General features: G+C 42.3%; 13 protein-coding genes. 10 read left to right on the top strand and 3 right to left on the bottom strand.

The window, feature by feature from the left end; all coding sequences use genetic code 11:
- Positions 1-90: 90 nt before the first annotated feature.
- The 6 genes from DBK98_RS14170 to hcp all read left to right on the top strand — a co-directional run bounded on the left by DBK98_RS14170 (position 91) and on the right by hcp (position 6902).
- The gene (locus DBK98_RS14170; protein ID WP_005805687.1) at positions 91-900 is read left to right on the top strand and encodes a metallophosphoesterase; all 810 of its coding nucleotides are present in this window, start codon (positions 91-93) and stop codon (positions 898-900) included.
- Positions 875-1585: a hypothetical protein gene (locus DBK98_RS14165; RefSeq protein WP_005805685.1), complete on the top strand. Its 711-nt coding sequence runs from the start codon at positions 875-877 to the stop codon at positions 1583-1585. The genes DBK98_RS14170 and DBK98_RS14165 overlap by 26 nt, the downstream gene beginning before the upstream one ends.
- 153 nt (positions 1586-1738) lie before the next feature.
- Positions 1739-3070 (top strand): sigma-54 dependent transcriptional regulator, encoded by a 1332-nt coding sequence (locus DBK98_RS14160; RefSeq protein WP_032536048.1) that lies wholly within the window; start codon positions 1739-1741, stop codon positions 3068-3070.
- The gene (locus DBK98_RS14155; RefSeq protein ID WP_032536047.1) at positions 3067-4380 is read left to right on the top strand and encodes a PAS domain-containing sensor histidine kinase; all 1314 of its coding nucleotides are present in this window, start codon (positions 3067-3069) and stop codon (positions 4378-4380) included. The genes DBK98_RS14160 and DBK98_RS14155 overlap by 4 nt, the downstream gene beginning before the upstream one ends.
- A gap of 118 nt (positions 4381-4498) precedes the next feature.
- Positions 4499-5164: a Crp/Fnr family transcriptional regulator gene (locus DBK98_RS14150; protein ID WP_005805678.1), complete on the top strand. Its 666-nt coding sequence runs from the start codon at positions 4499-4501 to the stop codon at positions 5162-5164.
- 106 nt (positions 5165-5270) lie between these two features.
- Positions 5271-6902 (top strand): hydroxylamine reductase, encoded by a 1632-nt coding sequence (hcp, locus tag DBK98_RS14145; protein WP_032536046.1) that lies wholly within the window; start codon positions 5271-5273, stop codon positions 6900-6902.
- 90 nt (positions 6903-6992) lie between these two features.
- On the opposite strand, the gene DBK98_RS14140 is transcribed toward hcp, so the two are convergent.
- A complete protein-coding gene (locus DBK98_RS14140) occupies positions 6993-8177 on the bottom strand; it encodes a uracil-xanthine permease family protein (protein WP_005777463.1) in 1185 nt (394 codons plus the stop codon).
- Positions 8178-8349: 172 nt separating this feature from the next.
- Between DBK98_RS14140 and DBK98_RS14135 the strand changes: the two genes are divergently transcribed.
- Both DBK98_RS14135 and DBK98_RS14130 read left to right on the top strand, forming a co-directional pair.
- Positions 8350-9816, top strand: coding sequence for a potassium/proton antiporter (locus tag DBK98_RS14135; RefSeq protein WP_005805674.1), 1467 nt, complete (start codon positions 8350-8352; stop codon positions 9814-9816).
- Between the two features lie 213 nt (positions 9817-10029).
- Positions 10030-11694 (top strand): long-chain fatty acid--CoA ligase, encoded by a 1665-nt coding sequence (locus tag DBK98_RS14130; RefSeq protein ID WP_005777459.1) that lies wholly within the window; start codon positions 10030-10032, stop codon positions 11692-11694.
- A 5-nt stretch (positions 11695-11699) separates the two neighbouring features.
- Here the strand turns inward: DBK98_RS14130 and DBK98_RS14125 are convergent, their stop codons facing one another.
- Positions 11700-12083, bottom strand: coding sequence for a DUF3037 domain-containing protein (locus DBK98_RS14125; protein WP_005777457.1), 384 nt, complete (start codon positions 12081-12083; stop codon positions 11700-11702).
- On the bottom strand, positions 12061-12843 hold the full coding sequence (locus tag DBK98_RS14120; RefSeq protein ID WP_005777455.1) for a HipA family kinase: 783 nt from the start codon (positions 12841-12843) through the stop codon (positions 12061-12063). Before DBK98_RS14120 ends, DBK98_RS14125 begins: the two co-directional genes overlap by 23 nt.
- A 185-nt stretch (positions 12844-13028) precedes the next feature.
- Here DBK98_RS14120 and DBK98_RS14115 point away from each other — a divergent pair, with 185 nt between their 5' ends.
- Both DBK98_RS14115 and DBK98_RS14110 read left to right on the top strand, forming a co-directional pair.
- Complete coding sequence (locus DBK98_RS14115; protein WP_032529956.1) at positions 13029-14603, top strand: AAA family ATPase; 1575 nt, start codon at positions 13029-13031, stop codon at positions 14601-14603.
- The gene (locus DBK98_RS14110; RefSeq protein WP_032536045.1) at positions 14578-15948 is read left to right on the top strand and encodes a VWA domain-containing protein; all 1371 of its coding nucleotides are present in this window, start codon (positions 14578-14580) and stop codon (positions 15946-15948) included. Before DBK98_RS14115 ends, DBK98_RS14110 begins: the two co-directional genes overlap by 26 nt.
- Positions 15949-16097: the final 149 nt, after the last annotated feature.

Genomic DNA, 16097 nt, shown 5'->3' with positions numbered 1-16097 from the left:
ACTGCTGTCTATTTATTAGACAACAATATTTGCTTATCAAGAAGAAAACTCTATCTTTGCATCGAGTTTTCAATTCAAAAAAAATAGTTTATGGATAAGAAAAAAGGAATAATCGGAATCTTTCTCTCTTGCCTGTTACTTACCGGTTGCGACATGATAGACTACCATCCCTACGATGTCAAAATCAAAGGCGAAAGAGATATTAATAACAAAAATATCGAGAAGATAGAAGCCAAATGTCTGAATAAGACCACTATCCGCTTTATAGCTATGGGTGACTCGCAACGATGGTATGACGAGACAGTAGACTTCGTAAATGCCGTAAATAAACGAAACGACATCGACTTTGTAGTGCATGGAGGAGATCTGAGCGATTTCGGACTAACAGACGAATTTCTATGGCAAAGAGATATCATGAACAAACTAAATGTGCCGTATGTCGCTTTGATTGGTAATCATGACTGTTTGGGAACAGGAGAAGAAGCATTCAGGAAGATATTTGGAGATACTAATTTTTCATTTATCGCAGGAAGAGTAAAGTTTGTATGCCTCAATACGAATGCAATGGAATATGATTACTCGGATCCGATTCCGGATTTCAATTTTATCGAAGCGGAATTGACAGAACGTTCGGACGAGTTTGACAAGACGGTATTTTGCATGCATGCCCGCCCTTTGTGCGATCAGTTTAATAACAATGTAGCCAAGATCTTTCAAATGTATATACGTCAATTTCCAGCCCTGCAATTCTGTACTGTAGCCCATGAGCATCGTATCAGTGCTTCGGATGTATTTGAGGACGGAGTAATGTATTACGGCAGCAATTGTATGAAAAACCGCAGTTATTTAGTATTCACCATAAAACCTGAAGGATATGATTATGAAGTGGTTGAATTTTAAATCTACTCTTTATACTGTATTGGCACTGTTCTTGTTTTGTCCGGAAGACGCTTTGGCACAGGCAGACAAAAGTGATGAAGAAGAAACCAAAGATACTGTTCTGGTCTCCAAATCGGAGCCCAGCAAATATGATAAACGCATCCACCGTTTCCGGAAAGGATGGAACTCTTTGATACCGACTCACAATAAAATACAGTTTGCCGGAAATATGGGCATGTTCTCTTTCGGAACCGGATGGGATTACGGACGGAGGGATCAGTGGGAAACCGACCTTTTTCTGGGATTTATTCCCAAACATGACTCACATCGCACGAAACTGACTATGACCCTCAAGCAAAACTATATGCCTTGGAGTCTTGAGTTGGGGAAAGGCTTTTCTACGGAACCTCTGTCATGCGGGCTCTACTTTAATACGGTATTCGGACACGAGTTCTGGGTAAAAGAACCCAGCCGCTATCCGGAAGGGTACTATGGCTTCTCTTCCAAAATCCGTACCCACATCTTTTTGGGACAACGGTTAACCTATAACATAGATAAAGACCGTCGTTTCTTTACCAAGTCTGTCACACTCTTTTATGAATTGAGTACTTGCGACTTGCTGCTGATAAGCCGTGCCACAAACCGTTACTTACGGGCACGTGACTATTTAAGCCTATCTTTCGGATTAAAATTCCAGTGGCTATAATGACATAAACAAAAGATAAAATTTTATCTCCCCTCTTTCTCCTGTCAGGAGGGGAGATAATAAGATATTTCCCGGATTTAGATTCATTTTGATCCTCTGTAATAGAGAATTGTTATTAACTTTGCCGCTAACAATTAAATTTCAATCTTCTAAATGGGAACCATTATCATTGTCGACGATAACAAAGGAGTACTGACAGCAGTGCAGCTATTACTGAAAAATCATTTTTCGAAAGCCATCACCCTCTCTTCACCAGTCAGCTTGTCATCTGTTCTGAGAGAAGAAAATCCGGAAGTCGTCTTATTGGACATGAATTTCACTTCCGGCATCAACAACGGCAACGAGGGCCTATTCTGGTTGCACGAAATCAAACGCCAATACCCCAATCTCCCGGTAGTACTTTTCACCGCATACGCCGATATTGATTTAGCTGTACGAGGTATCAAAGAAGGCGCTACCGACTTTATCGTAAAGCCATGGGATAACCAAAAGTTAGTCGAGACTCTGCTAAACGCTGCTTCACAGGCCAAAGAAGGCAAAAAGAAGAACCAAAAGAAAGAAAATCCTTCTATAGCTGCCATGTACTGGGGTGAAAGCAGTGCTATGCAACAACTTCGCATGCTGGTAGAAAAAGTAGCTACAACCAATGCCAACATATTGATTACGGGAGAAAACGGCACCGGAAAAGAAATGCTCGCCCGGGAGATTCACGCCCTGTCATCCCGTTATAAAGAAACGATGGTCTCCGTAGACATGGGGGCAATTACCGAGTCTTTATTCGAAAGCGAGCTTTTCGGACATGTGAAAGGTTCTTTTACCGATGCACATGCCGACCGCACGGGTAAATTTGAAGCAGCCAACCATAGTTCTCTCTTTCTTGACGAAATCGGGAACCTCCCCTACCACCTGCAAGCCAAACTGTTGACAGCCATCCAACAAAGAAGTATCGTACGGGTAGGTAGTAACGAACCTGTTCCTGTAGATATCCGGCTGATTTGTGCTACCAACCGGAATCTACAGGGAATGGTTGATAAAGGAGAGTTCCGCGAAGACTTACTTTACCGTATCAACACCATTCATGTAGAGATTCCGCCTTTGCGTAATCGCAGGGAAGATATTGTCCCACTGGCCGAACGCTTCATTACACGTTTCTGTAAACAATACGACAAAGCTCCCATCAGCCTGACTGCATCTGCTTGTGAAAAGCTGACCGCACACTCCTGGTACGGTAACATCCGGGAACTGGAACATGCCATCGAAAAAGCAGTCATCATCTGTGACGGCAATTCGATACCTGCCGAAATGTTTCAATTGGTACAAAAAACAGAAATACAGCAAACCGAAGCTTCCACACTTGAGGAGATGGAAAAAGCCATGATCCGGAAGGCATTGGATAAATGCGGAGGCAACCTTTCGGCAGTAGCTTCCCAATTGGGAATCACCCGCCAGACACTATACAATAAGATGAAAAAGTTCGGCTTATGAAGACTCACATCAGACTACTTACCGAACGATATTGGTTCCGCCTCGGAGTGAGCCTCTGTTTTGCCATAACAGCGGCTCTGTTTTACTCAAACAGAGACTTCGTTTGGATGATATTGAGCCTCTGTTTTTTAATCTTCAGCATCTGGTGGCAATTATCTCTATACCGCATCCATACCAAGCGGGTTCTTTTCATGATCGATGCGCTTGAGAACAACGACAATGCCATTCACTTCCCGGAAGAAAAAACCACACCCGAAACCCGGGACATCAATCGTGCACTGAACCGGGTGGGACACATATTATATAATGTAAAATCGGAAACGGCACAACAAGAGAAGTACTATGAACTTATTCTTGACTGTATAAACACAGGAGTATTAGTGCTCAACGATAATGGAGCCATCTATCAAAAAAATAACGAAGCACTCCGTCTGTTAGGATTGAATGTACTTACTCACATCCGCCAACTGAGTAAAGTAGATGTGACATTGATGCAAAAGGTGGAATTCTGCCGTACCGGAGAAAAACTACAGATTACTTTTAATAATGAACGGGGCACAGTCAATCTTTCCATTCGCGTATCGGATATTACAATACGCAAAGAACATTTACGCATCCTCGCCCTCAGCGACATCAACAGCGAATTGGACGAAAAGGAAATTGATTCGTGGATACGCCTGACGCGTGTATTGACTCACGAAATAATGAATTCGGTAACTCCCATCACTTCACTGAGCGATACCCTGCTCTCACTTTCCGATACCCATGACGAAGAAATACGCAGTGGTCTCCAGACCATCAGCACTACAGGGAAAGGGTTATTAGCTTTTGTAGAGTCTTATCGACGTTTTACCCGTATCCCCACTCCCGAACCATCTTTGTTTTATGTAAAAGCCTTCATCGATCGCATGGTAGAACTGGCACGGCATCAGAACACTTGCAAAAACATCACGTTTCATACAGATATTTCTCCTGCCGACTTAATTGTTTATGCCGATGAAAATCTAATCTCACAGGTTGTCATCAATCTGCTCAAAAATGCAATTCAAGCTATTGGTACACAAGCTGACGGAAAAATAGAAATCAGTGCCCGCTGTAACGATTCGGAAGAGGTACTGATAGAAATCAAGAACAATGGTCCCGTCATTCCCCCGGAAATAGCAGACCATATCTTCATCCCATTCTTTACGACCAAAGAGGGAGGTAGCGGCATCGGACTTAGTATCTCTCGCCAGATCATGCGTCTGTCCGGAGGAAGCATCACCTTATTACCGGGTAAAGAAACTAAATTTGTGCTGAAATTTAAGTAAAACCATTGTTTCCAAAATGCGATATCAGTATTATTAGCAACGCAATAGCAACAGTTACCGGCAAACAATGAGAAAAGATTCCTGTTATTAATAATATATCAATTCAATCTTTAAAGCCATGACCTATCTTGCTAACAACCCTTTATTCCACGGAATTTCGCCCGAAACGCTATCCCGTGATTTTGACGGAATCGTTTCTCACCTCCGTATGTTCCGCAAAGGTGACATTCTTGCCAGACAAGGTGACGTATGCAACCGGCTGATGATATTGCTAAAGGGCAGTGTCCGGGGAGAAATGATCGATTATTCGGGCAGACTGATTAAAGTAGAGGATATTACTGCCCCTCGTGCGATAGCCCCACTTTTCTTGTTTGGTGCCGACAATCGTTACCCGGTAGAGGTCACAGCAAACGAAGCTACTGAGATTTTTGAAATTCCTAAAGAAAGTGTACTGAAGCTATTCCGGAGAAATGAGAGATTCTTAGAAAACTATATGAACCTTTCGGCCAATTATGCCCGGACACTTGCCGACAAACTATTTTTTATGTCTTTCAAGACGATCCGGCAAAAACTGGCCTCGTACCTGCTCCGGATTTCAAAGCAGCAGGAGGGAAATCCTATACTACTCGATCGCTCACAGCAAGAATTGGCCGATTATTTCGGAGTGTCACGCCCCTCACTGGCACGCGAACTGGCACACATGCAGGATGATGGCCTGATCAGAACAGACCGGAAATTAGTGCACATCCTGAGAAAAGAAGATTTAATGCAGTTGATACAATAAAATCTCCAATCTTTTTTCTATTGTTTGTAACATTGGTTACAGAACTACCTCAAATCCTCCACCTATCTTTGCCTTCAATTAAGAAACCAATTAATACGTAAGAATTATGAGTATGTTCTGTTATCAGTGTCAGGAAACCGCAAAAGGTACAGGCTGTATCCTTAGCGGAGTATGCGGGAAAACTCCCGAAGTAGCCAATATGCAAGACCTCTTGCTTTTTGTTGTACGCGGAATCGCAGTCTACAACGAGGCATTACGCAAAGAAGGACGTTCTTCTGCCCAGGCAGATAAGTTCATCTTCGATGCCTTGTTTGTCACTATTACAAACGCCAATTTTGACAAACGGGCCATTATTGAAAAAATAAAGAAGGGCCTCGAACTTAAAAAAGATTTAGGTAGTCAGGTTACTATCGAGTCCGTCCCCGATGAATGTACCTGGTATGGCGATGAATCAGAGTTTGAAGAAAAAGCCCAAACTGTAGGCGTACTTCGCACTCCGAACGAAGACATCCGTTCACTGAAAGAACTGGTTCACTATGGCATTAAAGGTATGGCGGCATATGTAGAACATGCCTATAACTTAGGATACGAAAACCCGGAAATATTTGCTTTTATGCAACACGCACTGGCAGAACTGACCCGCGAAGATATTACGGTAGATGAACTGATAGCCCTCACACTCACTACCGGAAATTATGGGGTACAGGCAATGGCCCAGCTTGATACTGCCAACACCAATCATTACGGAAATCCGGAAATATCTGAAGTGAATATTGGCGTCCGGAACAATCCGGGTATCCTTGTCAGCGGGCATGACCTGAAAGATATAGAAGAATTGCTACAGCAAACAGAAGGTACCGGTATAGACATTTATACCCACAGTGAAATGCTGCCGGCACATTATTATCCCCGGCTGAAGCAATACAAGCATTTAGTAGGAAATTACGGCAATGCCTGGTGGAAGCAAAAAGAGGAATTTGAGAGTTTCAACGGTCCCATCCTCTTCACTACCAATTGCATCGTTCCACCACGCCCGAATGCCACTTATAAAGATCGGATTTACACAACGGGAGCTACCGGTTTGGAAGGTGCTATCCACATCCCCGAACGTAAAAACGGAAAGCCCAAAGACTTCTCTATCATCATTGAACATGCACGACGTTGCCAACCACCGGTAGCAATAGAAAACGGTACGATTGTAGGCGGATTCGCCCATGCCCAAGTAATCGCATTGGCCGATAAGGTGGTAGAAGCAGTAAAAAGCGGTGCTATCCGTAAGTTCTTCGTCATGGCCGGATGTGACGGCCGAATGAAAAGTCGCAGTTATTACACAGAGTTTGCAGAGAAACTTCCGGCAGATACAGTGATCCTGACAGCAGGATGTGCCAAGTATCGATATAATAAGCTGCCTTTAGGAGACATCAACGGCATTCCCCGAGTACTGGATGCCGGACAGTGTAATGACAGTTATTCGCTCGCTATCATCGCCATGAAATTGCAGGAAGTATTCGGACTAAAAGATATCAATGATCTGCCAATCGTTTATAACATTGCGTGGTATGAACAAAAAGCCGTTATTGTTCTGCTGGCTTTGTTAGCACTTGGAGTGAAAAAGATTCATTTGGGACCGACACTTCCTGCATTCTTATCACCTAACGTAAAACAGGTACTGATCGATAACTTCGGAATCGGAGGTATCAGCACAGCGGATGAAGATATTGCAAAGTTCCTGGCATGATATGAACGGTAAATGATGAACAGTAAACGATAAACGGAGGACTCTTGCCTATGGCACACAACCGGTTTATCGTTTACCCTTCATCGTTTATCACTCTTCTCTCGGGAGCACCAGGTTCAACCCTACTCCTACCAATGCAGCGAGACCGATTCCTGACAATGAAAACTCACCCCATGTCAACACGGCTCCACCTATGCCTATTGTCAAGGTCAGAGAAACAATTATGATATTGCGCGTCCGGCTCAAGTCAATGCAATTATTGACAAGATTGGCAATTCCCGCACAAGCAATCGTACCGAAAAGAAGCAGCATGATTCCTCCCAATACAGCCGAAGGGATAGACTTTAGCAAAGCACTGACTTTGCCGATCACTGAAAACAGGATTGCCGTGACCGCCGCAATTCGTATTACCTGAGGATTTGTCACCTTGGTAAGTGACATCGCTCCGGTTACTTCCGAATATGTAGTCACAGGAGGACCTCCCAACAAGCCTGCACAAAGACAGGCCAAACCATCTCCCAAGAGCGTTCGATGCAATCCGGGATCTTTCACATAGTCCTTTCCGGTTACAGTATTTACTACATACACATCACCGATATGTTCTATCACCGGAGCAATCGCTACCGGCATCATAAACAAAATAGGCTCCCAGGAGAACTTAGGAAATACAAACTGCGGAAAGCCCAACCATGCTGCATCTCTCACTCCCGACAGGTCGACATCATAAAAGACCAATGCGGCAACATACCCCACGATAATTCCGCAAAAGATAGGTATTAGCTTCAATAGTCCTTTAGCACGGATAGATACAACCACGGCAGTCAGTAATGAAAGCAATGCAAGAGTCCAGTTTTCTTTTGCCATATTGACTCCGGTTCCGGCAAGTGAAAGCCCGATCAAAATAATTACCGGACCAATAACCACCGGAGGGAACAGGCGTTCAATCAGTCTGATTCCCTGCCATTTGACCAAAGCACTCATGACAAAGTATACCAATGCAACCCCCACCATTCCGGAAAGCGTGCCGGCGAGTCCGTATAATTCGGTTGCTTTAATAATGGGAGCAATAAACGCAAAGCTGCTGCCCAGGAAGATAGGAACTTTCCCCTTTGTTACCAAATGAAAAAGAAGTGTACCGATACCGGCCGTAAATAAGGCTGTAGAGGGGTCAAGTCCGACCAATAAAGGTACGAGAACAGTAGCGCCAAAAGCCACAAAAAGAAACTGTACTCCTACCACGCCCTTACGTAAAGGAGAAAGATGATTTGAATCCATATAGATATAGAATGATATTATTTTGGCTGCAAAAATAACATTTTTAAACTATTTTACGGCAATTTGGGACATAAATACATCCAAAGAGGATTTCTATTTGTTACATAATTTAAGTAACTTCGCACAGTGAAATGTAAAATAACAAATTAATAACCTTCAGCACTTATTGCTTATGATATTTACCGCAGAAAACATTCTACTCATTGGTTCTATCTTACTATTCGTTAGCATTGTTGTCGGAAAAACCGGCTATCGTTTCGGAGTACCCGCTTTATTATTATTTCTTCTCGTAGGCATGTTTTTCGGAAGCGACGGTCTGGGACTGCAGTTCCACAACGCTAAAGTCGCTCAATTTATAGGTATGGTAGCCCTTAGCGTCATCTTGTTTTCCGGTGGTATGGATACTAAGTTCAAAGAAATCCGTCCCATCCTGTCACCGGGAATTGTACTCTCTACTGTAGGAGTACTCCTCACAGCTCTTTTCACCGGTTTGTTCATTTGGTATCTTTCCGGAATGGGTTGGACGAATATCCATTTCCCGCTGATTACTTCCCTACTGCTTGCATCGACCATGTCGTCCACCGATTCTGCCTCCGTGTTCGCTATCCTCCGTTCACAGAAGATGAATCTGAAACATAATCTGCGTCCCATGCTTGAACTGGAAAGCGGAAGCAACGACCCGATGGCTTATATGCTGACCATTGTCCTGATACAGTTCATCCAATCGGATGGTATGGGTACAGGCACCATTATCGGCTCATTCATCATCCAGTTCCTGGTAGGCGCAGCCGCCGGATATATACTGGGAAAGCTGGCAATACTGATCCTTAATAAAATAAATATCGATAACCAGTCACTTTATCCCATTCTGTTATTGTCATTTGTATTCTTTACTTTTGCCATCACCGACCTACTCCGCGGTAACGGATATTTGGCTGTATACATTGCCGGTATGATGGTAGGTAACCATAAAATAACCTTTCGGAAAGAAATTGCAACGTTTATGGACGGACTTACATGGTTATTCCAAATCATTATGTTCCTCATGCTGGGACTACTTGTCAATCCGCACGAAATGCTTGAAGTTGCTGTTGTAGCATTACTTATCGGAGTATTCATGATCGTTATCGGGCGTCCTTTAAGTGTATTTCTTTGTCTGTTGCCTTTCCGAAAAATCACTTTGAAATCGCGTTTATTCGTTTCGTGGGTAGGTCTGCGGGGAGCTGTGCCTATCATTTTTGCAACCTATCCGGTAGTAGCCAATGTAGAAGGATCGAATATGATTTTCAATATTGTATTTTTCATCACGATTGTTTCGCTGATTGTGCAAGGAACAAGCGTATCGTTTGTAGCACGCTTATTGCATCTGTCTACTCCTCTTGAAAAAACTGGAAATGAATTTGGTGTCGAACTTCCCGAAGAAATAGATACCGACCTCTCGGACATGACCATCACTTCGGAAATATTGAGTGAAGCCGATACGCTGAAAGATATGAACCTGCCTAAAGGAACTTTGGTAATGATCGTAAAACGCGGAGATGAATTCCTGATTCCTAATGGCACACTAAAACTGCACGTAGGGGACAAATTATTGCTGATCTCAGAAAAAAATAAAAAGGAAATGGCTGAGAGTGAATAAAAGCTCATAACGAAGTACACAGAGAACACGGAGATTATATATCACCCTGATATCATAAGACGTGTCTCTGTGACTTTTATCGGCTTAATAATAGACAAATAAAGCTCTCCCATCCTCCGTTAATTTAACGTAAAACTTTACGAAAGAATTCGGTTTCCGTTAATAGAATATTAATTTTGCGCAGTTTTAAACTGAATGTGCAAAAATTACAAAATGGAACAAGAACAACGGTTCATTGGTTATATTGAACAGAGCATCATAAACAACTGGGATGCAAACGCCCTGACAGACTACAAAGGAATCACCCTTCAATATAAGGATGTAGCCCGGAAAATAGCCAAATTTCACATCATATTAGAAATGGCCGGCATTCAGCCGGGAGATAAAATAGCTGTCTGTGGACGTAATAGTGCCCACTGGGCTGTAACCTTTTTGGCTACTGTGACCTATGGTGCAGTAATTGTTCCTATCTTACACGAATTTAAGGCTGACAATATTCACAATATCGTCAATCACTCCGAAGCAAAATTGCTTTTTGTAGGTGAGCAGGTGTGGGAAAACCTTAATGAGGACCGGATGCCGCTACTTGAAGGCATATCTTCCTTAACTGATTTTGCCCCACTTGTGTCGCGCAACAATAAACTGACGTATGCACATGAACACCGTAATGAAATATACGGGCAACGATATCCCAGAAATTTCCGCCCGGAACATATCTCCTACCGTAAAGAAATGCCGGAAGAACTGGCTGTCATAAATTATACGTCGGGAACAACCGGCTATTCCAAAGGAGTTATGCTTCCATACCGGAGTTTGTGGTCAAACATCGCCTATTGTCATGAGATGCTTCCGGTAAAACCGGGAGATCATATCGTCTCCATGCTCCCTATGGGACATGTGTTCGGCATGGTCTACGACTTCCTTTACGGATTCTCTGCCGGCGCCCATCTCTACTTTCTGACGCGTATGCCGTCTCCTAAGATCATTGCACAGTCATTTGCGGAAATCAAGCCGAGAGTGATCTCTTGTGTGCCGTTGATTGTTGAAAAGATTATTAAAAAAGATATTCTCCCCAAACTGGACAATAAAATAGGTAAATTGCTGTTGAAGGTCCCCATTGTTAATGATAAAATAAAAGCCGCTGCCCGACAGGCCGCTATGGAGATCTTCGGGGGAAATTTCGATGAGATTATTATCGGAGGAGCTCCATTCAATGCAGAAGTGGAAGCCTTCCTTAAACAAATAGGATTTCCATACACCATTGCTTATGGCATGACAGAATGTGGGCCCATTATCTGTTCAAGTCGCTGGGAAACCTTGAAACAGGCTTCGTGCGGAAAAGCAACCAGCCGTATGGAAGTGAAAATCGACTCCCCTGATCCGAAAAGCATTGCCGGAGAAATCATTTGTAAGGGTATGAACCTAATGTTGGGGTACTACAAAAATCCGGAAGCGACTTCACAAATCATCGATGTAAACGGATGGCTCCATACCGGAGACTTAGCCACAATGGATTCGGAGGGGTATGTCACAGTACGTGGACGAAGTAAAAACATGTTACTAACTTCAAGCGGACAGAACATTTATCCGGAAGAAATAGAAAGTAAATTCAACAACATGCCTTATGTATCCGAATCATTAGTCCTGCTCCAGAAAGATAAACTTGTGGCATTAATCTACCCTGATTTCGATGATGCCTTTGCACATGGACTATCACAAACAGATATTGAAAGGATGATGGAAACCAACCGGATTGAACTCAATCAGCAATTACCCTCTTATTGCCAGATTACTAAAATAAAGATTCACTTCGAAGAATTTGAGAAAACTGCGAAGAAGAGCATCAAACGATTTATGTATCAGGAGGCAAAAGGATAAAAGCATTAAAGTACCAATTCCCGGAACAATCGCTCCAATGTCTCCTCCAGATCATCGGAGTAACCCACATGAGGTCTTGAAGTTTGAATACACGAACTCCGGTGTGCAGTCAACCATCGAAAACGTTCCGGGATTTCCAATTGGGCAATAGCTCCTCCTGTACGGCAACCGGCACAAATTTTGCTAAAAGCCTCCAGATGTTCACGGAAAGAATCAATATCAAGTTCCGGTGCAAATAGCCTCAGCCTTTTTTCATTGATATCATAACGCATCCTGATAAAGCATGCTTGTTTGGAAAACAGGATAACTCCAACATTGATAAACTCCTCACGTTCCACTTTCGGAACAATCCGGATAACGGCGTATTCATAAATATGCTTCTCTGGCATGTTTTGCTTCTTTTACAAACGTTTCAGAATGTTCTATCCTTTCTATAAGAAATTGGTAATAGATATCACGGATATCTTGGGGAGTTTCATTTTTGTCACGCCACTCCACCCAGTCATCCGGAATCAAATTTACGATCTCACGAATCTTCTCCGATGTCAGTAATACCCGAAATTCGGCATCCACCTCCTCCAACTTATCGGCTTGCGGCAATAGAGCATGATCTTTAATCTGAGTAAAAGGACTCATTGCATGTTTGTGCCAATTGACCCATGAATGCTGAAAAAAGAGAGAGGCACCATGATCTATCAGCCACAACTCTTTATGCCACATAAGCATATTGGTATTTTTCGTGGTACGGTCCACATTAGTCAATAACGCATCCAGCCATACAACCTGTGACGCCAGTTTGCCGTCGATCTCAGTAACAACCGGATCGAATGGTAAAGCGCCTGAAAGAAAATGCAAACCCAGATTCAATCCCCGGCTTCCCTGCAATAAGTCCTGTATCTCTTCGTCGCCTTCCGAACGTCCGAAAGCTTCATCTAAATTCAAAAAGACCAACTCCGGCAGACGAAAACCCAACATCCGTGCAATCTCACCACCAATCAATTCTGCTATCAGTGCTTTAGTTCCGTGCCCTGCACCCCGAAACTTAACAACATATTTAAAACCATCATCAGCTTCGGCCAGCGCCGGTAGAGAACCACCCTCACGCAGCGGCATGATGTAACGAGTGACATCGACTGTACGCAACTCCATAATTCAAACTCCTTCCTGTATACTGTTACAGGTGATAAAGATACAATAATGTTTCCATTTCACCAACTTCTGTTTATAACACTCCATACGAATATATGTTTATACAAGCCGTTGACATACAAAAATACAACTATGCCTCAATTTGGCAGAAAAATCCCTTATTTTTGCACAAAATTCAAAAGTACATGAAAACAGTAAAATCACATATTACCCAATTATTGTATGCCATGAACGAGGGAATCTTTGAGAAAGAACATCCCATCGCATTATCACTTTTATCAGCCATTTCCGGAGAAAGCATTTTCTTCCTCGGACCTCCGGGAGTCGCCAAAAGCCTTATCGCAAGACGATTGAAACTGGCATTCGACAGAAGCACTTCCTTTGAATACCTGATGTCCCGTTTCAGTACCCCCGATGAAATATTCGGTCCGGTATCCATCTCTAAGCTGAAAGACGAGGATAAATATGAACGTATTATCGAAGGCTACCTTCCATCGGCAACGATCGTATTTCTGGATGAAATATGGAAAGCCGGACCAAGCATACAAAACTCATTGCTGACAGTCATCAATGAGAAAATATACCGCAACGGACAATATACGATCCGGTTGCCATTGAAAGGATTAATAGCAGCTTCTAACGAACTGCCCGCTCAGGGAGAAGGTTTAGAAGCTCTGTGGGATCGTTTCCTAATACGCTGTTTCGTAGGGAACATCGAACAGGAATTCGCTTTCGACCGGATGATAGCCTCAGTAAATGATGCTGAACCGGTAATTCCATCCGGACTTTCCATTACAGAAGAGCAATACAGGGACTGGCGAACTCAAATCAACCAAGTCAATATACATTATACCATCTTTGAATTAATTCACTCCATCAAACGGCAGATAGAAAAATATAACATACAGAAAGAAGAAATCCCCCACTCTGTTCTTTATGTTTCTGACCGCCGATGGAAAAAAATCGTATCCTTACTCAGAACTTCTGCTTTTCTGAACGGAGCAGATACCATTCGCTTCTCCGACTGTACGCTATTACTACATTGCCTGTGGAACGAGGTGGAACAAATCCCGGTTGTCGAACAAATAGTTTCGGCCGCACTCCGCGAGTGCATCGACCACTATCTTTGTGGTGAACGAATTTTAGAACAGAAATTGAACAGTATCCGGGAAAACATGAAATCAGAACACAGCCTGAGAGAAATAAAAGATCCTGCATTACAGATTGTAGATACTTTCTATCATCAGATTGAAAGATATCCTGTAGCAGGCAATTTATTGATTTTTGCTTCCGACTACCAAGGTTTAAGGAAAGATACTCAAAAATTGTTTTATATCCAGAGAGATAAGTATCGTCCTGTAAATTGGATATTAAAGGTATATGACTATGTCCGCAATCGCAATGTATCCCAATCAGCCGTCGTCTCACTTAAAAAAGGCACTCGCTCTGTATTCATCAATAATCAAGAGCACCCATTAACCTGTAATACAGGATATGACATTGATATTCCGGAAGAGACATATCAACCTTTTGAATTTCGGTTTCAGGAGTTGATTGACCTATGCCACAACCGCGAAAATGACTTAAAGCGCATAACTGACATCGAATTACAATATTGCAAGGAACATTTATTTATGGACGATAAACAACGCAGTATGATTAAACGAGTATTAAACAGCCAGAAAGAAATGCTGGACATCTGCCAGAATGAAATCCGGGAAATAGCATATACACATGGATTGGAAAATAAGGAATATTAGGCTGCAAGAACTTAGAGACATCTATCTGGAAAAGCTGGAAAAGGTAACTTACCAACTATACGAGTCACATCTTCGGAATGATATTATCAAGCAAGAGGAACTTGATGAAGAAATCAAGTCTTATTATCAACACACTCAACCCTCCCTGCAGGAATTTTATTCACATTATGCTGCGCAATGGGAACATTTTTACGAAAGTCGTGAACTTACGGACACCGCTTTTTTGCATTTTCTTGAGAATTCAGCCTATCCGTTACAAATGAAATACAACCGCGGTGACTTAAATATTCAATACTATATCAGCCGATTTCATACACTTAAAAAACGGTCGAAAGAGTGGAAAAACCTTCGAAATCTTTTTTTCGGCAAATGGCATCACCTGTTAGCTAATAATGAATATAATTATCAGACAGAACGTATCGACGGACTTTGTGAGAACTTCTACCAACTACAGAAAAGTATAGCCGATCAGCTGCCCCAACGTGGTAGCATCCGCTTAATGTGGTTATTAAGGGGTCACAAAGAACTGGCTAAACAACTTTTCCATTACGACGAAATAGCAAAAACTCACCCGGCTATTCGGGAACTGGCAGAAATTCTCGGAAAACAACATCAAGGTAAGGAGAAAAAATTCCGTATGATTGCAGGCATACACCAGGAACAGATCATTACGCCTGCTGCCCAAAGCGATATAAGAGGAATATGTGAAGGCAATGATTTAAACAGCCTCTTACCCATAGAGTATTGTTATCTTTCAGATCCAGTCTTACAATCTCTTTTCTTCGAACGATTCAGCAAGAAGAAGTTACAGATGATAGACTATGAATCAAAAGAACAACACCGCATAAAAGATGTAAAGGTACAGGGAAAAGATATTGTAGAAGAACAATCAGGACCATTTATTATCTGTGTGGATACTTCAGGATCTATGAGTGGAGAAAGAGAAGAGTTTGTCAAATCGGCCATTCTTGCCATTGCCGAACTCACAGAACAACAAGATCGAAAATGCTATCTTATCAGCTTTTCCGACGACATAGCCTGCATTGAGATAGAACGTTTAAGCCAAAATATACAGGAATTAGCAGATTTTCTTTGTCAAAGTTTTCATGGAGGCACTGATTTAACCCCTGCACTTCTTCACGCTATACATATTTTAAGAACTAAATCTTATCGGAATGCTGATCTGGTAATGATGTCCGACTTCGAAATGTCTCCTTTAAATGACGAGCTTTCGGAAGAAATAAAGAAAATCAAGCAACACAATACCTACATATATGCTCTTTCTGTACAAAAACAATGTGAAAAAACTTATTTAGATATCTGCGATAGATTCTGGTTTATTTAAATTATGTTATAAAGCATGCTTTTTTTCTTGGATAGTTTGCAGATTAATTTATCGTGCGTATATTTGCAATGTGTTTTTCATAGTATTAGATTTTAAGGTTAACAAAGGTTGGAGTACGGCGGTACTCCTTTTTTTATTTATATATTCTC

It is taken from the genome of Bacteroides sp. PHL 2737, assembly GCF_004115325.2.
In the GTDB taxonomy this organism is placed as follows: Bacteria; Bacteroidota; Bacteroidia; order Bacteroidales; family Bacteroidaceae; genus Bacteroides; species Bacteroides hominis.
This window is presented reverse-complemented; position numbering and strand designations above follow the sequence as displayed.